Below are 21,861 nucleotides of genomic sequence, written 5' to 3'. Positions count from 1 at the left end.
GCGTTGTCATGCAGGCCACTTTTCTGCGCTTGAAGCCCTGTTGACATGGGGTATAGTAAAAACCTCTCTCCATAACCGGGCCAATTTCCCATGCATATCCCGTTGGATCGCGAGCAGGACGTTCCGCTCTATTTACAGATCGAAGAAGCGCTGCGACGCGCCATCCTCACCGGCGTGTTTGTCGATGGCGACAAATTGCCCTCGACGCGCACGCTGGCGGCCGAACTGGCGGTCAGCCGTTTAACGGTGGATAACGCCTACGCCGAACTGGCGGCCAAGGGCTTTTTGCATCAGCGGCGCGGCAGCGGCGCCTATGTCGCGCATCCGCAGATGCAGGCACGCCCGGCCCGGCCGAGCAGCGATGCCCCTTTCCCGCTGGAAAGCTTCACCACCCTCACCTCGCGGCTGGACGGCTACGCCGACGCCCCGCTGCCGGAGGGGCTGATCAACTTCGCCGCCGGCGTCGGCAGCCCTAAGGTGTTTCCGCTGGAGGCGTTTCGCAAAGTGCTGCTGTCGGTGCTCAGCCGCCACGCGGAAGAGGCCTTCAGCTACGGCGAATACTGCGGCTACTACCCGCTGCGCGATACGCTGAGCCGCATTCTCAGCGCGCAGGGCATCCCCACGCAGGCGGAACAGGTGCTGATCACCAACGGCTCGCAGCACGCCATCAGCCTGGTGGTGCAAAGCCTGCTGGCGCCGGGCGATACGGCGATCGTCGAAGAGCCGACCTACGCCGAAGCGCTGGGCCTGCTGCGCCAGCACCGCGTCAATATCGTCACCGTACCGGGCGACCGCCACGGCATGCGGGTGGATTTGCTGCCGGAATTGTTAGAACGCCACCGCCCCAAACTGATCTACACCATCCCCAACTTCCACAACCCGACCGGCCGCTGCCTGAGCGAGGCGCGGCGGCGACGCCTGCTGGCGATCGCTCAACAGGCCGGCGTGGTGATCCTGGAAGACGACTTCGTCGGCGATCTGCGCTATCAGGGCAAACAACTGCCGTCGCTGCGCGCGCTGGCGCAGCCGGGCGCGGTGATCTACGTCAGTACCTTCTCCAAAATGCTGCTGCCCAGCATGCGCATCGGCTATCTGGTGGCGGACAGCGAACACTATCAGCGCTTCGCAAGGCTGAAGCACGTCGACAGCTTTACCAGTTCCAGCCTGATCCAGCGGGCGCTGGACGCTTTCGTCACCGTCGGCCGTTACGACAAGCAGCTGCGGCGCGCCGGGCGCGTCTACCGCCGCCATCTGGAGGTGATGATTGACGCCTTGCAACGGCGGCTGCCGCCGGGATGCCGCTTTGAAACGCCGCAGGGAGGCTTGTTTATCTGGCTGACGCTGCCGGCATCGGTGACCACCGCCGAGCTGATGCCGGTCGCCTGGCGATACGGCGTGACCTTCGCGCGCGGCGAATGCTTTTATGCGCAGGAACATTTGGGCGCGCACGGCCTGCGGCTGAATTTCGCCGCCAACTCGCCGCCGCAGATTGAAGAAGGTATCGCCCGGCTATGCCGGGCGATTGAGGAGGTGATAACGGAGAAAAACGCCGGTTAGACGGCGGCCCACCACAGCCGCAGCTTCATCCCCCAGTAGCTGGTCCAACCGGTGGTGGTCTGCACCACCTTGCCCTGCGAGACCACCACGAAGGTCGGCGTCACGCCAATCTGCCACTGTGCCGAGAGCGTACCAGCCGGATCGTTGACCACCGGCAGCGCCAGCCGTTTGCGCGCCAGCCATTGTCTCACCTGGGCATCGTCGCCCGAGCGCAGCGCGACGGTCAGCACGTTGCCGCCCGCCGCCTGCAAACGGGCGACGTCCGGCGTGGTGAAACGGCAGACGCCGCACCAGCTGGCCCAGAAGTAAACCAGCAGCGGCCGCTCATGGCTGAGCTGCGCCAACGACACACTCTCGCCATCCAGCGTGGTCAGGGTCTGGGCATCGAAGGCCGGCGGCGCCTGCGGCGCGTTCAGCCAATCCATCACCGTCACCACCGCCAGCGCGATCAGCGCCAGCAGCAGCAACTCGCGCCCCCAGCGCTTGAGCTTAGCCATTGTTGGCCTTCGCCAACTGCTGTTTCACCATCGCTTCCAGCTCTTCATAGGATACTGCCCCCGGCAGCATCCGATCGCCGATCAGCGTCGCCGGCGTCCCCTGCACGCCCAGTTGCTCCGCCAATTCCATGTTGGTGCGCAGCGTGGTCATGCTCTGCTCGCTGGGCGCCACCGCCTTGACGCCGGTTTTCTCTTGCGCGGCGGCGATGCTGGCGTTGTCGTGGAAGCCCTTTTTCGCCATCAGCCGCTGGTGCAGGGCCCAGAATTGATCCGGATGTTGCTGCCAGGTGGTGAGCGCCACGCGCGCCGAACTGACCGAGCTTTCGCCCTTGAACGGTAGCAGTTTCACCACCAGCGCCACGTCCGGGTATTGCTTGACGATCTTCTCCAGCATCGGATCGAAACGCTTGCAGTACGGGCAGTTATAGTCGGTAAAGGTCACCAGCGTCAGTTTGGGGTTGGCGGCGCCGAGGCGCGGGCTGGCCGGATCCTGATACAGCGTTTTGGCGTTCTGCTTGATAGCCTGGCTGATCTGCTGGCCGGCGGTTTGCTGCTGCCAGGCGTCCACCGCCTGCGCCAGAATGTCCGGGTTAGACACCAACGTTTCGCGGATCATCTCTTTGATACGCGCCTCTTGTGCCGGAGTGAAAGGCTCGGCGGCCCACACCGGGGCGGCGATGATCATCAGTAAAATCAGTAGCTTTTTCATTGTTCGGTTCCTTTGGCATGGGAAAGGGTTTGCAGCACGGCGTCACGGGTCAACAGCGGGGATAACACCTCGCCCTCCGGGCTGCCGGGGCCATAGATTTGGTTGAAAGGCACGGCGACGCTGCCGCGCTTTTGCAGGAAGGCGCTGATGTCGGCCGACGGGCGGCTCCAGTCGCCGCGCAGCGCGACCACGTCGTCGGCGCTCAGCGCGCGCTGCACGTCATCGCGCAACAGCACATTGAATTTGTTGGCTTTACAGGTCACACACCAGTCGGCGGTCACGTCGACGAACACCCGCTTATGCTGGGCCAGCGCTTCGGTAATCGCCTGTTCGCTCAGCGGTTGCCACTGCACCCGATCCTGCAACGGCTGGCGCCACAGGCCGGCGGTCAGCGATCCGGCCAGCAAGGCCACGCCCGCCAGCACCAACGTGCCCGCCGCCAGCTTGGCCGCCAACCGTGCGCCCTGTTGACGCCACACCGCCAGCAGCAACGCCAGCAGCGCCAACGCCCCCAGCCACAGCGTGGCCTGCACGCCGATATGGTTGCTCAACAGGCTCAGCAGCCACAGCGACGACGCCAGCATCAACAGCCCCATCGCCAGCTTGACGGTATTCATCCAGCGGCCGGGGCGCGGCAAGCGCAGCGCCAGCGACGGCCAGGCGGCGATCAGCAGCCACGGCAGGCTCATGCCGATGCCGAGCGCGATGAACATGCCCCACAGCACCGGCAGCGACGCCGCCAGCGCGAAGGCCACCGCCGTGCCGAGAAACGGCGCCGAGCACGGCGTCGCCAACAGCGTGGCGAACGCGCCCTGCCAGAAATGGCCGCTCAGCCCCTGCCCGTTATGGGTAGCCAGCGAGGTGTTCAGATCGGACGAGAGGCGCAGGTGGAACAGGCCAAACAGGTTGGCGCTGAACAGCAGCGTCACCAGCACCATAAAGCCGATAAACCACGGATTCTGGAACTGAATGCCCCAGCCGAGCGCATGGTTGCCGAGCCGCAGCAGCGTCATCAACAGGGCCAGCGCCATAAACGAGGCGACGATACCCAGCGACGACGCCAGGAACTGCAAGCGTACGCTGCGCCGATCGCGATGCTCCACCTGCAGGATGGAGCCGAGCTTGATGCCCAGCACCGGCAGCACGCACGGCATCAGGTTGAGGATTAACCCGCCCGCCAGCGCCATCAATACCGCCTGCCACAGCGGGAACGCCGCACCGACGGGCGCGGCCAGCGGATCGCCAATCGGCAGCGTAATCTGCTGCGCCATGCCGCCGTCGTCGATCACCAGCGTCAGCGTTTTGCCGCGCAGATCCGGCGCCGCATCGCCCCAACCGTCGCTGACCGGCACCCGCGCCAACAGTTGAGCGCCGTCGGTCTCGACCTGCGGCTTGCCGAGATCGGCATCCGCCAGCGTATCGAAGAACAGCGCGGGCTGTTGCCAGCCGGCGGCGCGCTCGGCGGCAATCTGCAGCTCGCCGTTGCGGTAACCGGCCTTGACGCTCTCCGCCACCCCGGCGGCGATCGGCACCTGCCCCATCGCCTGCGCGAAGTCGTGGTTAAACTGCGGATCGTTCGGCGTCGTCAGATCCAGACTGAACGGGTAGTCGGTCAGAATGCAGACGTTGCTGCAGGTGGACAGCGTCAGGGTGCCCGCCAGCGGGCCGGATACCGGGCCTGACATCACGATCGGCAGCGTGACCCGATCGTGATAGCCCTGGGTGGAAATGCCGGCCACTTCGAAACGCTGCGGCGTCGGCCAGTGCCAGGTCGCCGGCGGCGGGTTGCCCTGCCAGACGATAGCCGGCGCGATGCCGCCTTCGCCAGGGGAACGCCAGTAGGTTTTCCAGCCCTTTTGCAGCTCGACCGACAGCAGCAGGCGGGTCTCCCCCGACTGTGACGTGTCGGCGCGCAGCCGCACCTTGGCATGATCGTTGGCCGGATTTTTCAGCCAGCCGCTGTCCGCCGCCTGCAAGGCAGGTAGCCACAGCATAAACAGGCAAGCACAGGCCAGCCTGATAATTTTCAACATGTTAATTCTCCATAAATGATTAAATCACCGCGAAAAACGGGCGATTAACTCATTCACGGAAGACGCATAATCGAAGGTGCACCCTGAGGGTGGGGGGTGAAATGGCGCGGGGAGGAGGAATGCGCAGGCGCGCGGCGATGGTCGGCGCCAACAGCGCCAGCAGCAGACCCAGCCCGAACAGCACGGTTTCGAACATCACCGGCGGCGCGGCCAGCAATGACTTGGCGCTCAGCTCACAGGGCGTCGGCTGCGCTTCGGCGGCGGTATCACCGGACTGAACGGCAGTGGCCGCCGGGATCCCCAGCGTTTGCTGCAGCGCATGCAGGCCCGCCATGCGCTGGGTCATGCACGTCAGCACCACCAGGCAAGCCAGGCATAAAAACCATTTTGCAATCCGCTGCCGTTTAACCATGCCATCCTCACGTTCGGGTCTGGGGCTATCTTAGCGGCGCGGGCGCGATTAGCAACGTTTTGTCGGTAAAGAAATGTCTGAGCGACGGTATTGATGGCGGCGATTTATAGGTATCATAGTGGGTAAGCCTGCGCTTTTCGCCGGGTACGATGATGATTCTCTCCTCCAGGCATTCTGCGGGGATACACAGCGAAGGACTGGTGATATGCAACCTTTGAGTGGGCCGGGCACCCCAATCGCCGGCGAACGCCCTCCCTCCCCGGGCAAAACGGCGGCCACTGACGATCAACCCCTCTCTCCGGCGCAGCGCACGACGCTGGAAAAGCTGATCGTGAAAATCATGACGCTCAGCCCGGCAAAGCCGGCGGAGATCTGGGCGACTCTGCGTCACGATCTCGGCGCCGATAACGGCGGTGAACTGCTGGCGCGTCATTTTCAACCGGCGGAACAGCTGCTGCAAACGCGCCTGACGCAGGCGCAGCAAAACCATGCCGGGCGCCAGCTGTTGCAACAGCTGGCCGAATTGCTGCCGCAGGGCAACAACCGCCAGGCGGTCAGCGACTTTATTCGCCAGCAGTTCGGCCACACGGTACTGAGCCAGCTGAGCCCACCGCAGCTGCAGCAGGTGCTGAATCTGTTGCAGACCGGCGGCCTGGCCATTCCCCAGCCGCAGCAAACCGCCACCAGCGATCGCCCGCTGCTGCCCGCAGAGCATCAAAGCCTGCAGCAGCAGGTCACCAAACTTAGCGCGGCCACCGGTGAAGCGCCGGCTAAAATCTGGCAAACGCTGTTTGATCTGGCGGGCGTGAAAACCAACGATCCGCTGCCGGCGCGCCACTTCCAGCTGTTAAACCAATTCTTGCAAGTAAAGGTGGCCCTCAGCCCGCAGAGCGCGCCGACGCTGAACAATCTGCTGGCGGCACTCAAGCAGCCGGCGGACGAGCAAGAGCTGCAGCAGATGAACGACTATTGCCAGACGCGCTTCAACTGCGGCGCCAATGCGCCGCTAACGCATCCGCAAATGAGCGACGCCATTCATCAGCTGTTTGCCCGCCGCCTGGAGAAGGCCGGCCAGGCTCAGCCGATCGTCAGCCAGCCCGTCGAGCCGCAGCCGCTGCTCAACCCGCTGATCGCCGCCCTGCCGCTGCCGCTGCAAAAAGCGCTCAGCAAGCCTGCCGCGGCGCTGATCCTGCTGCTGGTGGCGCTGGCGATCATACTGGCGCTGGTGTTTTAACGCCTCAGGCGCAGCCGCAGTCCTCAGCCGCCCGATCGCGCAGCGATCCCGGCTGTTCGCCGATGGCCAACGGATGGCCGTCGCGCAGCCAGAAATCCAGCCCGCCGATCAGCTCCTTCACCCTGAATCCCAGCTTCGCCAGCTTGTAGGCGCCTTTGGTGGAACCGTTGCAGCCGATGCCGTCGCAGTAGGTCACATACACCTTTTGGCGATCCAGCTGCGCCGTGCCGGCTTCATCCATCAGGCGATGCGGCAAGCTGATCGCCCCGGGGATATGCCCGGCGGCGTACAGCGCCTCTGCGCGGGTGTCGATCACCACTATCCCGTCCACACCGTTGCGCAGATCTTCCGCCACGTCCCAGGCATCCGCATAGCGGCTCAGCTTGGCCGCCAGGTAAGCCAGGCTCTCTACCGGCGCCGCCGGTGGAAAAGCCAGCACCAATGATTCTTTCGACATACCACTCACTCCCGTGCATCAAGACAGATGACAATAGTGCCTCATTTTGGTCTTATGATTGATACCCATTTTCCATAAATCATAAGGCCAATTATGCGGCACTCGCTGGTCACGCTGTTTCAGCAATCGCCCCACACCGCCGGCACGCTGCGCGATCGCCTGTGCGGCGCACTGCGGCAGGCCATCCATCAAGGGGCATTGAACGTTGGGCAACGCCTGCCTTCCAGCCGGGTGCTGGCCAGCGATCTGAGCCTCTCGCGAGTGACCGTCGAAGCGGCCTACGGTCAGTTGGAGGCGGAGGGATATCTGCAGCGCCGCGTCGGCCAGGGCACCTTTGTGGCGATTACCATCGCCAAATCGCCGCCGCCGGCAAGCGGCTCCGGCATGCCGCGCCTTTCGCAGCGCGGCCAACAGATCGTGCAAACCGGCGGCTGCCGCGATCCGCAGCAGCCACAGGCGTTCGCCGCCGGTTCGCCGGACCTGCGCGCGTTTCCGCTGGCCTTGTGGAAGCAACTGACCGCACAGCGCCTGCGGCTACAGGGAGAAAGCCTGCTGCGCTACGGCGACCCGCAGGGCTATTTACCGCTGCGTGAGGCGATTGCCGCCCACGTCAACCAAACGCGCGGCGTGGTCTGCGATGCACGGCAGGTTATCGTGCTGACCAGTTCGCAGCAGGCGCTGCAGCTGATCGCCACGTTGCTGCTGGACCGCGGCGACAGCGTCTGGATGGAAGAGCCGGGTTACACCGGGGCAAGAAACGCCTTTATCAGCGCCGGCGCCGCCCTGACGCCGGTCGCGGTGGACGGCGACGGCCTGCGTGCTGAATCCTCCTTGCCGGACCCACGTTTGATTTATCTGACCCCCTCACACCAATACCCGACCGGCGCCGCGCTCAGCCTGGCGCGCCGATTGGCGTTGCTGGCGCTGGCAGAGCGGCAACAGGCCTGGATCATCGAGGACGATTACGACAGCGAGTTTCATTACGACGGCCTGCCGATACCGGCGATGCAGGGCCTGGATCGCCGTGGGCGGGTGCTGTACCTAGGCACCTTCTCCAAGTCGCTGTTCCCTTCACTGCGGTTGGCGTATCTGATCGCCCCGCCCGCGCTGGTTGAAGCGTTCGTCACCGCGCGTACGGTGTATGACGGCCACAGCGCGCAGCTGATGCAGGCGGTCACCGCCGAATTCATCCACCAGGGGCACTTCGCCGCGCATATCCGCTACATGCGCCAGCTCTACCGCAGCCGGCGCGATGTGTTGCTGGCGGAAGTACGCGAAAAACTCGGCCACTTCGCCACGCCCGCTCCCGCCACCGGCGGCCTGCAGCTCAGCGTCTGGCTGCCGCCCGGCCAGGAGGCGGCGCTCAGCCGACAGGCGCGGCGGCTCGGCATCCTCACGCCCGGGCTGAAGGCGCAATACCAGACGGCGCAGGCGCAGCGCGACGGCTGGCTGCTGGGCTTTTCGGCCCTGACGCCGGGCGAGATCCGCAGCGCCGTCGAGCGGCTGGCGCAGATCGCCGTGGCTTAGCGCGGCTCCAATAGAACGCCCACCCGCTTATTGCTCGGTCAGGCGCATCTCCGCCACCAGCGGCAGGTGGTCGCTCACCGCCGGCCAATGCACACCGTTCCAGTCGCCGCTGGCGTTCGGCACCGTCAGGCTGTCCAGATGCCAGCGCTGCGCGTTACCGGTGAAGATGTAATCCACCTTGATCTCGGCGTTTTCCGCCGGCCAACTGCGGCCGTCCTGCCCGTCAGGCATGATGTCGTTCCAATAGCGGCTCAGCTCCAGCCAGGTCACGCTGCCCGGCACATCGTTCATATCGCCGAACAGCAGCTTGATACCGCGTACTTCGATGGCGCGATCGTTCAGCTCCCGCACCTGATCCAGGCGCATCGTCGGATCTTCCTTGGTATCGAGGTGGGCGTTGAACAGCGTGATCGGCGCCGGGAACTCCGGCACGTCAACCTTGGCGCTGAAGGCGATGCGCTGTTCGCGCTGGCCGGACGGCAGCGGATAGATCACGGCATCGTGCAGCGGATACTTCGAGAGAAACGCCAAGCCATATTCGCCGCCGTCGTGATCGATCGCCCGGCCAAACACCGCCTGCATGCCGGTCAGCTTCGCCAGCTCCGCCGCCTGATCGACCCGGCCGCTGCGGGCGGTGAGTTTATCCACCTCTTGCAGCGCCACCACGTCGACGTTCATCACGCGAATTGCCTTGGCGATGGCGGTCATGTCGCTGACCTTGCCGGCGGCGATATTGAAGCTGGCGACGCGGATCTTCGGCGCCTGTTCTAGTTCATAGGTTTTATTTTTCAGGCCACCCAACGCGCTGGCCACTTCGCGGCTGTTGGCGTTGCTGTTGGCATGGCCGGCATCGGCAGAGGCCCAGGCGCTGTGAGAGAGGCCCAGGGACAGTAAGGTGATAAGCAGAGCGTGACCGGTGTGCATGAATTCTCCTTGAGGGACAGATAAGTGTTATGTAGGCGCTTCCCGGCCCACAGCTAACACCGATTTTGCCGCAGAAACCTGCGACTATTTCCTAGTTGCACCGCTATTTTTCGTTTCTGCGCGATGCTTCGCATTCTGGCGGTTTACGCATTGCACCGTTGGACAAACGGCTGATTTCGTTTTAAAACCGGTAGATTGCCAACCGCGAGGAGTTCCGATGACCAGCCCGATTGCCGAACAGCTTACCGAACGTTTCTTCCGCTACCTGGCGGTCACCAGCCAGAGCAACGCCGCCGCAACCGCCCTGCCCAGCACGCCGGGGCAGCATGAAATGGCGCAGCTGCTGGCGGAAGAGCTGCGCCGGCTCGGCCTGGCCGACGTGCAGATAGACGACCACGCCACCGTCACCGCCCGCAAGCCCGGCACCCAGCCCGGCGCGCCGCGCCGCGCATCGGCTTCATCACCCATATCGACACCGTGGACGTCGGCCTGTCGCCCGAGATTCGCCCGCAGCGCCTGCGCTTCATCGGCGAAGATGTATGCCTGAACGCCGAGCAAGACATCTGGCTGCGGGTCGCCGAACACCCGGAGATCCTGCCCTACCGCAACGAAGAGATCCTGTTCAGCGACGGCACCAGCGTGCTGGGCGCCGACAACAAGGCGGCGGTCACCGTGGTGATGACGCTGCTGGCCAACCTGGCCGCCGCCGATCGCCACGGCGATATCGTGGTGGCGTTCGTGCCGGATGAAGAGATCGGCCTGCGCGGCGCCAAGGCGCTGGATCTGCAGCGTTTCCCCGTCGATTTCGCCTACACCATCGACTGCTGCGAACTGGGTGAAGTGGTTTACGAGAATTTCAACGCGGCGGCGGCGGAAATCCGCATCGAGGGGGTGACCGCGCACCCGATGTCGGCGAAAAACGTGTTAATCAACCCGATACGCATCGCCAACGACATCATCAACCGCTTCGACGTGCAGGATACCCCGGAACACACCGACGGGCGCGAGGGCTATTTCTGGTTCACCGATCTGGCCGCCAATGCCAATCAGGCGACGCTGAAGGTGTCGATTCGCGACTTCGATAGCGCGGCGTTCGAGGCGCGCAAAGCCCGCCTTGAGGAGACAGTGCGTCAGGTGGCGGCCGGCTATCCGCGCGCCAACGTCAGCTGCAGCATCAGCGACATCTACAGCAACATCAGCAACGCCATCGGCGAAGATCGGCGCGCCATCGATCTGATCTTCGGCGCCCTTGCCGCCCACGGCATCCCGCCGAAGGTGATCCCGATGCGCGGCGGCACCGACGGCGCGGCGCTCTCGAGCCGCGGCATCCTGACGCCCAATTACTTCACCGGCGCGCATAACTTCCACTCGCGCTTCGAGTTTTTACCCGTCAGCGCCTTCGTGAAATCCTACCAGGTGACCCGCAGCATTTGCCTGCTGGCCGCCCGGCAGAGCAGTAATCAGAGTTAGCTCAATAGCCAGCCGACCAGCGCGGCCCACGCCAGCAGCGGCAGCGAGTAATAGTGGAAGCGCAACCAGATCTTGCGCTCCCCCGCCATGCGCAGCGCAATCAGGTTGGCGAGCGATCCGATCGCCAACCCGAAGCCGCCGGCATTGACCGCATAGGCCAGTTGCGTGCTGGAGGGCGCATAGTTGAGCAGCAAAATGGTGGCCGGCACGTTGCTGACGATCTGCGACAGCCCAACGCCCAACGCATACACCCCACCGTCGCTCAGCCCGGCGATGGCGGCAAACGCCGGCTGAAGCGGCGGCAGGCGGGTAAACAGGCCAACATCGATGAACATGGCGGCGAACACGAAAATCAGGCTCCAGTCGATCTGCAACAGCACCCGGCGCGCCAGCAACAAAAAGCCGGCGAACACCGCCAGCAGCCCATACAGCGGCAGGCCGATATCCAGGCACAGCAGGAAGATCGCATACAGCCCCACGCAGCTCAGCAACAGCGGCCGTTGATAGGGGTAGCCCTCGGTATTCGGTGTTTTCACGATGTCGCGCGCCGGGAAGCTGAACCAGGTCAACGCCAGCAGGCTCAGCATCATCGCGGCGCCAAACGGCGCCATCTGGCCGATGAAGCCGAGGAAAGAAAGGCCGGAGCGGCTCCACAGCAGGATATTTTGCGGGTTGCCGATCGGCGTCAGCAGCGAACCGGCGTTCACCGCCAGCGCCTGAAAGATGATCAAACGGCCAACCGGCAGCGCCGACAGCTTTTTCAGCGTGATGGTGAGCGGAATGACGATAAACAGCGCCACGTCGTTGGTCAGAAACGACGACAGCAGCGCGGCGGAAAACACCAGGAACAGTGCCAGCCGCCGTTCGCTGTGCAACCGGTTGATAATCTTGCGGCCAACGAAGTCGAAGTAGCCGCTGACCTCGACGCCTTTGGTCAGCAGCATCAGCCCCAGCAGAGTAATGAGGGTGCGGCCGTCGATGAACCCGCCCAGCGCCGCCAGCGGCTGCGGATCAAAGGCGAACATCGCTGCGCCGGCCAGCAACAGCACGTGCAGGAAACGGTCTTTGACAAAGGGGTGGATAAGCCGGGAAATGGCGGTTGGACTCATGGTGGCAGCTTGAAACCTCAGCGAAAAGCATGAGCGAGACGTTAGCTCAGGCGCGGCATCTACGCCAGCAAAATGCTATTTTACCTTTATCCGCTTTCCATTTGCCGCGCTTTACTTTATTTGTAGCGGCTTTCTCGTTTTCAAAGGACATGTTATGGCTTCCCTGTTCGCCAAAGGAGCGTTGCTCAGCGCCTTATGCGCCCTGCTCGCCGCTTGCGACGATGCCGCCTCCCGCCCGCAAATCGATATCGACGGCAAGACCATGGGCACCTTCTACAGCGTTAAAGTCAGCGGTGACGTCGCGATCGGCAAGCAAGAACTGCAGCGGCAGATCGACGCGGTGCTAGAACGGGCCAACGACGATATCTCCACCTACCGCGCCGGATCGGTGCTGTCGCGGTTTAACCGCAGCGCCGGCCTCGAACCGCAGCTGATCCCGCGCGGCATGGCAGACATCGTGCTGATGGCCCAGCGCATCGGCCGCGATACCGGCGGCGCCATGGACATCACCGTCGGCCCACTGGTGAACCTGTGGGGGTTCGGCCCCGACAAGCACCCGGTCAAAGTGCCGGAACAGGCGCAGATCGACGCGGCGAAGCAGCGCACCGGCCTGCAGCACCTGAAGCTGATCAGCGACAATCGCGGGGAGTGGCTGCAAAAAGATCTGCCGGATATGTACGTCGATCTCTCGACGCTGGGCGAAGGCTACGGCGCCGATGAACTGGTGCGCCTGATGAACCGCAACGGCATTACCAACTACCTGGTATCGGTCGGCGGCGCGGTCTCTTCACGCGGCGTCAACGGCCAGGGCAAACCCTGGCGGGTGGCAATCCAAAAGCCGACCGACCGTGAAAATGCGGTGCAGGCGCTGGTGGATCTGCACGGTTACGGCATCAGCACCGCCGGCAGCTACCGCAACTACTTCGAACAAAACGGCCAGCGCTACTCCCATGTCATCGATCCGACCACCGGCAGGCCGATCAACCACCGCCTGGTTTCCGCCACGGTGATCGCCCCCACCGCGCTCGAGGCCGACGGCTGGGATACCGGCCTGATGGTGCTGGGCACGGAGAAAGCCTTGAAACTTGCCGAAGAGAAAGGGCTGGCGGTCTACCTGATCAGCAAAACCGACGATGGTTTCAGCGCCGTGATGACGCCGCAGTTCAAGGCGTTTTTGGTGCAGTGAAATAAAAAAGCCCGGCGCGCGATGGCCGGGCTGGTTGCATGCGCCCGCAGGCGCTGCGCCGATCACTTGGTCAGCGCGATGATGCCGAGAGTCAGGCCGGCAACCGCCGCCGCGCCGCCGGCGATCGCACCCGCGGTTTCCCAGTTATCCTGAGTGGTGCCCTTCATGCAGGTGTTGGTGTGCACCAGGCGCCCCTGGTCATCGTAGACCGGCACGCAGGGAGAATCGGTGGCGCATCCGGCCAACACGGCCGACAGTAACCCAACCGCAATTAACTTTTTCATACTTCGTGCCTCAATGTTCGATCACTTTGGAAAACTACGCCGAGCGATAATCACGCTACCCGGCTATTGTATGCCCAACGCGTGTAATGGCGAGGTAATGATGTGTCAGGGGATGTGATTTGGGAAAACTCCGAGCGCCCGGCCGGCGGGCTTCGGCTAGTAAAAAGCCCGCGAAAACGCGGGCTTGATAGCGAGGTGAGACTCAGGCGGGATTATTTCGCCAGTTTGCGCATCACCAGGGTGGCGTTGGTGCCGCCGAAGCCGAAGCTGTTGGACATCACGGTGGTCAGCTCGCGCTGAGTCGGCTGAGTCACGATGTTCATGCCGGCCGCCTGCTCATCCAGGGTTTCGATGTTGATGCTCGGCGCGATAAAGCCGTGCTCCAGCATCAGCAGGCTGTAGATCGCTTCCTGCACGCCTGCGGCGCCCAGCGAGTGACCGGTCATCGCCTTGGTGGAGGAGATAGCCGGGGTATTGTCGCCGAACACTTCGCGAATCGCGCCCAGCTCTTTCACGTCGCCCACCGGCGTGGAGGTGCCGTGCACGTTGATGTAGTCGATCGGCGCATCCAGATCCTGCATCGCCATCTTCATGCAGCGCACCGCGCCTTCGCCCGATGGCGCTACCATGTCGGCGCCGTCAGACGTTGCGCCGTAGCCAACGATTTCCGCGTAGATGTGCGCACCGCGCGCCAGCGCGTGTTCCAGTTCTTCAACCACCACCATACCGCCGCCGCCGGCGATGACGAAACCGTCACGATCGGCGTCGTAAGTACGGGAGGCTTTTTCCGGCGTGTCGTTGTACTTGGTGGACAGCGCGCCCATCGCGTCGAACTCGCAGGCCATTTCCCAGCACAGCTCTTCGCCGCCGCCGGCGAACACGATGTCCTGTTTGCCCAGCTGGATTTGCTCAACCGCGTTACCGATGCAGTGTGCGGAGGTCGCGCAAGCGGAGCTGATGGAGTAGTTCACGCCGTGGATTTTGAACGGCGTCGCCAGGCAGGCGGAAACGCCGGAAGCCATAGCTTTGGTGACCACGTATGGGCCAACCGCTTTCAGGCCGCGCGGGCTGCGCATCGCATCGGCGCCGAACACCTGGAAGCGCGGAGAACCACCGCCGGAACCGGCGATCAGGCCCACGCGCGGGTTGTTTTGATACTCTTCTTCCTTCAGGCCGGAAGAAGCGATCGCTTCTTGCATCGCCAGGAAGGCATAGATGGAAGCATCGCTCATGAAACGCACCACCTTGCGGTCGATCAGGCCGGTCGTGTCGAGCTTAACTTGCCCCCATACGTGACTACGCATGCCGGAATCTTTCAGCTCCTGGGAGAAAGTGATCCCAGAACGTCCTTCCTGCAGGCTCGCCAGGACCTCCTGCTGGTTATTACCAATGCTGGAGACAACTCCCAGGCCAGTAATCACTGCACGTTTCATTCAATACCTCTTCCACTATTTACCTACGGGATTTTGCATCGCACTTTAGCGTACAGATGTAAGCCGAACAAGTCCGATCAGCGTTTTTCAGCTTTATTGTTGTCCAGTTTGCGCCAGGGCGCCAGCGCCGTTAGAATTCGCGGCATCCCTTGAATTTCGAGCTATTGACCGTGAACCACGCCCCCATCCAAACCGCAACGCTAACCTGGAACGAACAGGGTACACCTGTTTCGAAACAGTTTGATGACGTCTATTTTTCCAATCAGGATGGGCTGGAAGAAACCCGCTATGTCTTTCTGCACGGCAACCGGCTGCCGCAGCGTTTCGCCACTCACCCGCGCCCGCTGCTGGTGGTGGCGGAAACCGGCTTCGGCACCGGGCTCAATTTCCTTACGCTGTGGCAGGCCTTCGCGGGCTTCCGCCAGGCCGAGCCGGACGCCGCGCTGCAACGCCTGCACTTTATCAGCTTCGAGAAATTCCCCCTGCAGCAGGCCGATCTGGCGGCGGCGCATGCGCGCTGGCCGGAGCTGGCTCCCTATGCCGACGAGCTGCGCGCCCAATGGCCGCTGCCGCTGCCGGGCTGCCATCGCCTGCTGTTGGCCGAAGGCCGCATTACGCTCGATCTGTGGTTCGGCGACGTCAACGAACTGCTGCCGCAGTTCGACGCCAGCATGAATAACCAGGTCGACGCCTGGTTCCTCGACGGCTTCGCACCGGCCAAAAATCCCGACATGTGGACCGAGCAACTGTTCGCCGCCATGGCACGTTTCGCCCGGCCGGAAGGCAGCTTCGCCACCTTTACCGCCGCCGGCTTCGTGCGCCGCGGCTTGCAGCAGGCCGGTTTTCAGGTCAACCGTTGCAAAGGCTTCGGCCAAAAGCGTGAGATGCTCGCCGGCTGTCTGCCGGCCGATGCGCAGCCCACGCCCCACCCGGCGCCCTGGTATCGGCGTCCGGCGGCGGACAACACCGCCGACATCGCTCTGATCGGCGGCGGCGTCGCCAGCGCGCTCACCGCGTTGGCCCTATTGCGGCGCGGCGCCACCGTCACGCTGTACTGCGCCGACGAGCAGCCGGCCGAGGGCGCATCCGGCAATCGTCAGGGGGCGATTTACCCCCTGCTGAACGGCAGCGGCGACGCGCTGGAGAGTTTCTTCAGCGCCGCGTTTCCTTTCGCCCACCGCCAATACGATGCCCTGTTGCAACAAGGCGTCGCCTTTGATCACCAGTGGTGCGGCGTCAGCCAGCTGGCCTACGACGAAAAGAGCGGCGCCAAGATCGCCAATATGCTGAAAACCGACTGGCCGCAGGCCTTGGCGGCGGCAGCCGACCGCGAAACGCTCAGCGAACTGTGCGGCGTCGATACCGGCTTTGGCGGCATCACCTACCCGCAGGGCGGCTGGCTCTGCCCGGCCGAGCTGACGCGCGGCGCTATCGCGCTGGCGCAGCGACAGGGTCTGGTCTGCCGCTACCGGCACGATGCGCTGGCGCTGGCGCGTGAAGAAAACGGCTGGCGCATCGATTTCGCCCACGGCGAAAGCCGCCGCCATGCGACGGTGATCCTGGCCAACGGCCACCGGTTGGCCGAGCTGGCGCCGACGCAAGCCCTGCCGCTGTATGCGGTGCGCGGGCAGGTGTCGCACATCCCAACCTCGCCGGCCCTCGGTCAACTGAAGCAGGTGTTGTGCTACGACGGCTACCTGACGCCGGTCAACGCCAACAACGGCCAGCACTGCATCGGCGCCAGCTACCAGCGCGGCGACACTGCCACCGACTACCGCGAGCAGGAGCAACAAGAGAACCGCGAGCGCCTGCTGCGCTGCCTGCCGGAGCAGGCCTGGCCGCAGCAGGTGGACGTCAGCGCTCATCAGGCGCGCTGCGGCGTGCGCAGCGCCACCCGCGATCATCTGCCGATGGTCGGCGCGCTGCCGGACTATCAAGCCACGGTGACGCAGTATCAGGATTTGCAGCGGCGAAACCAGCGCGGCGAAACCGTCGCCGATGCGCCGGTTTATCCCGGCCTGTTCGCTATCGGCGGGTTGGGATCGCGCGGGTTGTGCTCGGCGCCGCTGGCGGCGGAAATTCTGGCGGCGCAGCTGTTCGGCGAACCGCTGCCGGGCGATGCGCGCCTGCTGGCGGCGTTGAATCCAAATCGGATGTGGGTGCGGAAGCTGCTGAAAGGACGTGCGGTTTAATTCATGAACGAGGGGCGCGGCAGCGCGCCCCGGCATGGCGGTCAGGCGGCAGGGGTAGCGGCCTGATAAAGGTTTTCCCACATGCCGCGCACCAGGATCTGATCCGGCGGCGAGAGTTCCCCGGCGGCGATCGCTTTGTGCAGGCTCTCTTCCACCCGCGCTTTCAGCGCTTCGGCAGTGTGCTCGCCCTGCTCTTCCGCTTCGGCCACCGCCAGCGTCAGATGACCGCGCAGGTAGCCACCGGCAAACAGTTCATCATCGCTGGCGTGCTCTACCATGTCATCAATCAGCGCCAAAATGCGCGCTTCGAATTCTGCGATCATCAAATTTCCTCATTAAATAACGGGCTGTGGCGTCAGTTGAGATCTTCCGGGTACGGAAAATGCTCGGCCGCCAACGGTGGCGTATTGTAGAACGATTGCAACGCCTGAATAAAGCGCGCAGGCCGTGTGGGTATTCCCTGCTCCAGCAGCGCCAATACCCGGGCGCGCACCTTGCGCTGGAACGCGATGCGATCCGGCTCACAGTCGCCGTTCAGGTTGTCGCAGCTGACGTTGAACGGGAAACCGGCCGCCACGCAGAACATCCATTCCAGCGCCTGCGGTTTGATCTCTACCGCTTCGAATTCACTCTGGGTTTGCGCGTCGCGCCCGTCCGGGCAATACCAGTAACCGAAGTCCACCAGCTGGCGGCGCGCCTCGCCGGCGATGCACCAGTGCGAAATTTCGTGCAGGCCGCTGGCGTAGAAACCATGGGCAAACACGATGCGGTGATACGGCAGTTCGTCGTCGGCCGGCAGGTAGATCGGCTCGTCGTCGCCCTTCACCAGGCGGGTGTTGTAGTCATCGCTGAAGCACTGATTGAAGATCTCGATCAGCTGTTCATAGCGATGACGGGTCTGCATGTCTGACATAAAAACTCTATAACCACAAAAATAAAGAGGCCATTATACCCGATAAGACAGGGCGCGTAAGCCGCGCCCACTTTTCATCTTTAGCCGTGCATCAGGGCGGTCAACCACTGCTGAATTTCCGCGCCGTGATTGTCGTACAGCAGCTTGAGGCTCATCACCAGCGAGACGATCACGATCATCGGCCGAATCAGCTTCTGCCCGCGGGTCAGCACCATGTGGGCGCCCAAACGCGCCCCCAGCACCTGCCCCACCAGCATCACCAGACCGATGCTCCACACCACCTTGCCGCCGATGATGAACAGCGCCAACCCGCCGACGTTGGAGGTGAAGTTAAGCACCTTGGCGTGCGCCGTGGACTTGGCAAGGTTGAAACCGCACAGCGTCACATAGGCCAGCGCGTAAAACGATCCGGCGCCGGGGCCGAAGAAGCCGTCGTAAAACCCGACGCAGCCGCCGGCCACCAGCCCGAACGGCAAGGCGCCGAGACGGCGTTGACGATCTTCCTCACCCAGCCGCGGCATCAGCAGGAAGTAGAGGCCGATGCCGATCACCAGCAGCGGCAACATCTGCCGCAGCAAATCGGCGCGCATATGCTGCACCAGAATGGCGCCGGCGATCGAACCGATCAGCGTCAGAAAGATCGTCAGCTTCTGGTCGTTGAGGTTCACCGCCCGCCGACGAATAAAGTACAGGCTGGCGGAGAAGGAACCGCCGACCGACTGCAGTTTGTTGGTCGCCAGCGCCTGGGCCGGGGGAACCCCCACCGCCAGCAGGGCCGGCACCGTCAGCAGCCCGCCGCCGCCGGCGATGGAGTCGATAAACCCCGCCAGCAGCGCTACCGCAAACAACACCCCGAGCATCTCGGGGCCGATGACAAACCAGTCCATGTGTTATTCCGCTGAGAAATGGTGATCCAGCAATGCCTGACAGGTCGGCGGTAACGGCGGCGGCACCGGTTTACCCGGTTTGGCGTTCGGTTGATGCGGCACGAACCAGCTCGCCAGTTCGGCGCCGCAGCCGTCGCCCGGCGGCGGCGTATCCTGCTCTTTACATTCAAGGCTGCCCGCCGGGCAACGCAGGCGCACGTGCATGTGCGCGCGGTGACCGAACCACGGCCGCACCTTGTGCAACCAGGCGCGATCGGCGCCGGCATCCAGACACAGACGCTGTTTGATGGCCGGATTGACGAAGATGCGCGTCACGTCCGCATCCTGCGCCGCCAGCTTGATCAGCGACTCGATCTGCGGCTGCCATTGGCGCGCCACTACCTGCTTGCCGTCACTTGACACCAGATCGATCGGCTGCGGCTTCAGCAATTGCTGCGCGCTCCAGCGTTGGCGCGGCAGCTGCAGCCAGATGTCAACGTCGAGCCCCGACTGGTGGCTGGCGTGGCCGCTGCTGAAGCGCCCGCCGGCCGGCATCGCCATATCGCCGATCAGCACCGTGCCCAGCGCTTTCTGATTCGCCTGGCTGCTGAGGCGCTGAATGAACGCCAACAGATCCGGGTGGCCGAAATAACGGCGCTGGTCGGTACGCATCACCTGGTAGTTCGGTGAGTTCAGCGGCAACGGCTGGGCGCCGATAACGCAGCCGTTGGCGAAACCGCCCACCGCCTGCGGCGCGCCGGCCACCGGATGATCGATTTTCTGCCACGGCGTCAGCGCCATGGCGGAGGCGGAGGCCGTCAGGGCCACCAGGCCCAACATCCAGTTTTTCATGGCGATTACCAGCGCGGCACGTCGGAAACCACATCACCGTTTTGCGCACGCTGGCGCAGCAGGTGATCCATCAGCACGATCGCCATCATCGCTTCGGCGATCGGCACGGCGCGGATACCCACGCACGGATCGTGGCGGCCGCGGGTGACCATTTCCACCGCTTCGCCCTGGCGATTGATGGTGCGGCCCGGCACCATGATGCTGGAGGTCGGCTTCAGCGCCAGATGCGCCACCACCGATTGGCCGCTGCTGATACCGCCGAGAATGCCGCCGGCATGGTTGCTCTGGAAGCCTTCCGGGGTGATTTCATCGCGGTTTTCGCTGCCGCGCTTGGTCACCACGGCAAACCCGTCGCCGATCTCCACGCCTTTCACCGCGTTGATGCTCATCAGCGCGTGCGCCAGATCGGCGTCGAGGCGGTCAAACACCGGCTCGCCCAGGCCAACCGGCACATTTTCAGCAATCACGCTGACCTTGGCGCCGATGGAGTCGCCCTCTTTTTTCAGCGCGCGCATCAGTTCGTCCAGCGCTTCCAGCTTGTCCGGATCCGGGCAGAAGAACGGATTCTGCTCAACCTGATTCCAATCTTTCAGCTCGCAGGTCACGTCACCGATCTGCGCCAGATAGCCGCGCACCTGCACGCCGAACTTCTGCTGCAGGTATTTCTTGGCGATAGCGCCCGCCGCAACGCGCATGGCGGTTTCACGCGCCGAAGAGCGGCCGCCGCCGCGGTAATCGCGCAGGCCGTATTTCTGTTCGTAGGTGTAGTCGGCATGCCCCGGACGGAACACGTCTTTGATAGCGCTGTAGTCTTGCGAACGCTGATCGGTGTTCTCAATGATCAAGCCGATGCTGGTGCCGGTGGTCACGCCTTCGAATACGCCGGAGAGAATGCGCACCTGATCCGGTTCGCGACGCTGGGTGGTGTAACGCGAGGTGCCCGGACGACGGCGATCCAGATCGTGTTGCAAATCGGCTTCGGTGAGCGGGATGCCGGGCGGCACGCCGTCGACAATACAACCCAGCGCCACCCCGTGAGATTCACCGAAGGTGGTGACGCGGAAAATCTGCCCAATACTGTTTCCTGCCATCACGGCTCCTTACCGTTAGTCTTTTATCGTTATGAGGCCCGCCGTGCGGGCCTTGAAAATGCGGCTTAGCTGCGATAGAGGCTGAAGTGTTCCTTGCAATCCACCAGTTGCTGCTTGGTCAGCATGAACACGCCGTCACCGCCGTTTTCGAACTCCAGCCAGGTGAACGGAATATCCGGATATTGTTCCATCAGGTGTACCATGCTGTTGCCCACTTCACAAATCAGCACGCCGTCGTCGGTCAGGTAGTCCGGCGCGCAGGCCAGGATGCGGCGCACCAGCTTCAGGCCGTCGCTGCCCGCCGCCAGGCCCAGCTCCGGCTCAAAGCGGAACTCCTGCGGCAGATCGGACATGTCTTCCGCATCGACGTACGGCGGGTTGGTGACGATCAGATCGTACTGGATCGCGGGAACGTCGCGGAACAGATCGGAACGGATCGGGATCACCTGGTGTTCGACGCCGTGCGCCTGAATGTTGCGCTCGGTCACCGCCAGCACCTCGCTGGAGATGTCCACCGCGTCCACTTCCGCTTCCGGGAAAGCGTAGCCGCAGGCGATGGCGATACAGCCGCTGCCGGTGCACATGTCGAGGATATGGCGCGGCGGGTGCGGGATCAGCGCGCTGAAGCGATCGTTGATCAGCTCGCCGATCGGCGAACGCGGCACCAGCACGCGCTCGTCGACGTAGAATTCCATGCCGCAGAACCAGGCCTTGTTGGTCAGGTAGGCGACCGGGATGCGCTCGTTGACGCGGCGGATCACGCGCTCAACGATGCGATGGCGCTCGCTGGAGGTCAGACGGGCGGTGTGCATGTCCTCCGGAATGTCCAACGGCAGGAACAGGCTTGGCAGCACCAATTGCACCGCTTCGTCCCACGGATTATCGGTTCCGTGACCATAATAGATATTGGCGGCGTTGAAGCGGCTTACCGTCCAGCGCAGCATATCTTGAATGGTGTGCAGTTCGTTCACTGCTTCGTCGACGAAAATTTTGTCCAATTTGCCCTCCGGCAGGCGCTGTGTTTCATGATTTAGCCGCATAGTTTGCCATGAAGCCCGCGACAAATCACGCTTGCCCCTCGCGCTTTTCACTCTGGCCCGAGTTTTGCGTCGACA

Annotated in this window: 20 protein-coding genes and 1 pseudogene; 6 read left to right on the top strand and 15 right to left on the bottom strand. The window is 63.4% G+C overall.

Translation table 11 applies throughout. The features are described from left to right. The first annotated feature begins 90 nt into the window (after window positions 1-90). Entirely contained in the window at window positions 91-1,557 is a 1,467-nt protein-coding gene (gene pdxR, locus ACJ8IN_RS14230; RefSeq protein WP_060425852.1) for a MocR-like pyridoxine biosynthesis transcription factor PdxR, read from the top strand. On the opposite strand, the gene ACJ8IN_RS14225 is transcribed toward pdxR (ACJ8IN_RS14230), so the two are convergent. From ACJ8IN_RS14225 to ACJ8IN_RS14210, 4 genes are read right to left on the bottom strand one after another with little or no spacing between them, the layout of a single operon-like run. Continuing rightward, the gene (locus tag ACJ8IN_RS14225) at window positions 1,554-2,054 is read right to left on the bottom strand and encodes a protein disulfide oxidoreductase (RefSeq protein ID WP_060427701.1); all 501 of its coding nucleotides are present in this window, start codon (window positions 2,052-2,054) and stop codon (window positions 1,554-1,556) included. The two genes, pdxR (ACJ8IN_RS14230) and ACJ8IN_RS14225, sit on opposite strands and share 4 nt — an antisense overlap. Beyond that, the gene (locus ACJ8IN_RS14220) at window positions 2,047-2,763 is read right to left on the bottom strand and encodes a DsbA family protein (RefSeq protein ID WP_033648072.1); all 717 of its coding nucleotides are present in this window, start codon (window positions 2,761-2,763) and stop codon (window positions 2,047-2,049) included. Before ACJ8IN_RS14220 ends, ACJ8IN_RS14225 begins: the two co-directional genes overlap by 8 nt. Further along, window positions 2,760-4,796: a protein-disulfide reductase DsbD family protein gene (locus ACJ8IN_RS14215; RefSeq protein ID WP_161764482.1), complete on the bottom strand. Its 2,037-nt coding sequence runs from the start codon at window positions 4,794-4,796 to the stop codon at window positions 2,760-2,762. Before ACJ8IN_RS14215 ends, ACJ8IN_RS14220 begins: the two co-directional genes overlap by 4 nt. Window positions 4,797-4,845: 49 nt before the next feature. After that, a complete protein-coding gene (locus tag ACJ8IN_RS14210; protein ID WP_033635372.1) occupies window positions 4,846-5,208 on the bottom strand; it encodes a hypothetical protein in 363 nt (120 codons plus the stop codon). A 205-nt stretch (window positions 5,209-5,413) separates the two neighbouring features. Here ACJ8IN_RS14210 and flk point away from each other — a divergent pair, with 205 nt between their 5' ends. Next, a complete protein-coding gene (flk, locus tag ACJ8IN_RS14205) occupies window positions 5,414-6,442 on the top strand; it encodes a flagella biosynthesis regulator Flk (RefSeq protein ID WP_308325928.1) in 1,029 nt (342 codons plus the stop codon). A 4-nt stretch (window positions 6,443-6,446) separates the two neighbouring features. On the opposite strand, the gene ACJ8IN_RS14200 is transcribed toward flk, so the two are convergent. After that, a complete protein-coding gene (locus ACJ8IN_RS14200; RefSeq protein WP_308325929.1) occupies window positions 6,447-6,899 on the bottom strand; it encodes a rhodanese-like domain-containing protein in 453 nt (150 codons plus the stop codon). A 93-nt stretch (window positions 6,900-6,992) separates the two neighbouring features. Between ACJ8IN_RS14200 and pdxR (ACJ8IN_RS14195) the strand changes: the two genes are divergently transcribed. Next, window positions 6,993-8,426 (top strand): MocR-like pyridoxine biosynthesis transcription factor PdxR, encoded by a 1,434-nt coding sequence (gene pdxR / locus ACJ8IN_RS14195; RefSeq protein ID WP_197847010.1) that lies wholly within the window; start codon window positions 6,993-6,995, stop codon window positions 8,424-8,426. A 27-nt stretch (window positions 8,427-8,453) separates the two neighbouring features. Here the strand turns inward: pdxR (ACJ8IN_RS14195) and ACJ8IN_RS14190 are convergent, their stop codons facing one another. Beyond that, window positions 8,454-9,350 carry an endonuclease/exonuclease/phosphatase family protein gene (locus tag ACJ8IN_RS14190; protein WP_308325930.1) on the bottom strand — a complete coding sequence of 299 codons (897 nt, stop codon included), beginning with the start codon at window positions 9,348-9,350 and terminating at the stop codon, window positions 8,454-8,456. A 217-nt stretch (window positions 9,351-9,567) separates the two neighbouring features. Between ACJ8IN_RS14190 and pepT the strand changes: the two are divergent. After that, window positions 9,568-10,820: pseudogene (pepT, locus tag ACJ8IN_RS14185) on the top strand (peptidase T). Here the strand turns inward: pepT and ACJ8IN_RS14180 are convergent. After that, window positions 10,817-11,929, bottom strand: a complete 1,113-nt coding sequence (locus tag ACJ8IN_RS14180) for an SLC13 family permease (RefSeq protein WP_060427576.1) — start codon at window positions 11,927-11,929, stop codon at window positions 10,817-10,819. The pseudogene pepT and the gene ACJ8IN_RS14180 sit on opposite strands and share 4 nt — an antisense overlap. Before the next feature lie 154 nt (window positions 11,930-12,083). On the opposite strand from ACJ8IN_RS14180, the gene apbE reads away from it, so the two are divergent. Beyond that, on the top strand, window positions 12,084-13,115 hold the full coding sequence (apbE, locus tag ACJ8IN_RS14175) for an FAD:protein FMN transferase ApbE (RefSeq protein ID WP_060427578.1): 1,032 nt from the start codon (window positions 12,084-12,086) through the stop codon (window positions 13,113-13,115). A 62-nt stretch (window positions 13,116-13,177) separates the two neighbouring features. Here apbE and ACJ8IN_RS14170 read toward each other — a convergent pair whose 3' ends face one another. Continuing rightward, complete coding sequence (locus tag ACJ8IN_RS14170; RefSeq protein WP_004936201.1) at window positions 13,178-13,399, bottom strand: hypothetical protein; 222 nt, start codon at window positions 13,397-13,399, stop codon at window positions 13,178-13,180. 212 nt (window positions 13,400-13,611) lie between these two features. Next, window positions 13,612-14,832, bottom strand: a complete 1,221-nt coding sequence (fabB, locus tag ACJ8IN_RS14165) for a beta-ketoacyl-ACP synthase I (RefSeq protein ID WP_039564934.1) — start codon at window positions 14,830-14,832, stop codon at window positions 13,612-13,614. Between the two features lie 170 nt (window positions 14,833-15,002). Between fabB and mnmC the strand changes: the two genes are divergently transcribed. Then, a complete protein-coding gene (gene mnmC / locus ACJ8IN_RS14160; protein ID WP_308325932.1) occupies window positions 15,003-17,024 on the top strand; it encodes a bifunctional tRNA (5-methylaminomethyl-2-thiouridine)(34)-methyltransferase MnmD/FAD-dependent 5-carboxymethylaminomethyl-2-thiouridine(34) oxidoreductase MnmC in 2,022 nt (673 codons plus the stop codon). Between the two features lie 41 nt (window positions 17,025-17,065). Here the strand turns inward: mnmC and ACJ8IN_RS14155 are convergent, their stop codons facing one another. The 6 genes from ACJ8IN_RS14155 to prmB all read right to left on the bottom strand — a co-directional run bounded on the left by ACJ8IN_RS14155 (window position 17,066) and on the right by prmB (window position 21,744). Beyond that, window positions 17,066-17,347, bottom strand: a complete 282-nt coding sequence (locus ACJ8IN_RS14155) for a YfcL family protein (protein ID WP_016926855.1) — start codon at window positions 17,345-17,347, stop codon at window positions 17,066-17,068. A gap of 32 nt (window positions 17,348-17,379) precedes the next feature. Next, a complete protein-coding gene (locus ACJ8IN_RS14150) occupies window positions 17,380-17,928 on the bottom strand; it encodes an elongation factor P hydroxylase (RefSeq protein ID WP_162215436.1) in 549 nt (182 codons plus the stop codon). Window positions 17,929-18,017: 89 nt separating this feature from the next. Further along, window positions 18,018-18,824: a sulfite exporter TauE/SafE family protein gene (locus tag ACJ8IN_RS14145; RefSeq protein ID WP_016926853.1), complete on the bottom strand. Its 807-nt coding sequence runs from the start codon at window positions 18,822-18,824 to the stop codon at window positions 18,018-18,020. Window positions 18,825-18,827: 3 nt separating this feature from the next. Continuing rightward, a complete protein-coding gene (mepA, locus tag ACJ8IN_RS14140; protein ID WP_039564926.1) occupies window positions 18,828-19,655 on the bottom strand; it encodes a penicillin-insensitive murein endopeptidase in 828 nt (275 codons plus the stop codon). A gap of 5 nt (window positions 19,656-19,660) precedes the next feature. Then, on the bottom strand, window positions 19,661-20,746 hold the full coding sequence (gene aroC, locus ACJ8IN_RS14135; RefSeq protein ID WP_060430723.1) for a chorismate synthase: 1,086 nt from the start codon (window positions 20,744-20,746) through the stop codon (window positions 19,661-19,663). Between the two features lie 65 nt (window positions 20,747-20,811). Continuing rightward, window positions 20,812-21,744 carry a 50S ribosomal protein L3 N(5)-glutamine methyltransferase gene (gene prmB, locus ACJ8IN_RS14130; RefSeq protein WP_028127753.1) on the bottom strand — a complete coding sequence of 311 codons (933 nt, stop codon included), beginning with the start codon at window positions 21,742-21,744 and terminating at the stop codon, window positions 20,812-20,814. Window positions 21,745-21,861: the final 117 nt, after the last annotated feature.

It is taken from the genome of Serratia sp. CY31944 (assembly GCF_052169175.1).
In the GTDB taxonomy this organism is placed as follows: domain Bacteria; phylum Pseudomonadota; class Gammaproteobacteria; order Enterobacterales; family Enterobacteriaceae; genus Serratia; species Serratia sarumanii.
The sequence above is the reverse complement of the archived record's forward strand: the minus strand, read 5'-3'. Positions and strand labels throughout refer to the sequence as shown.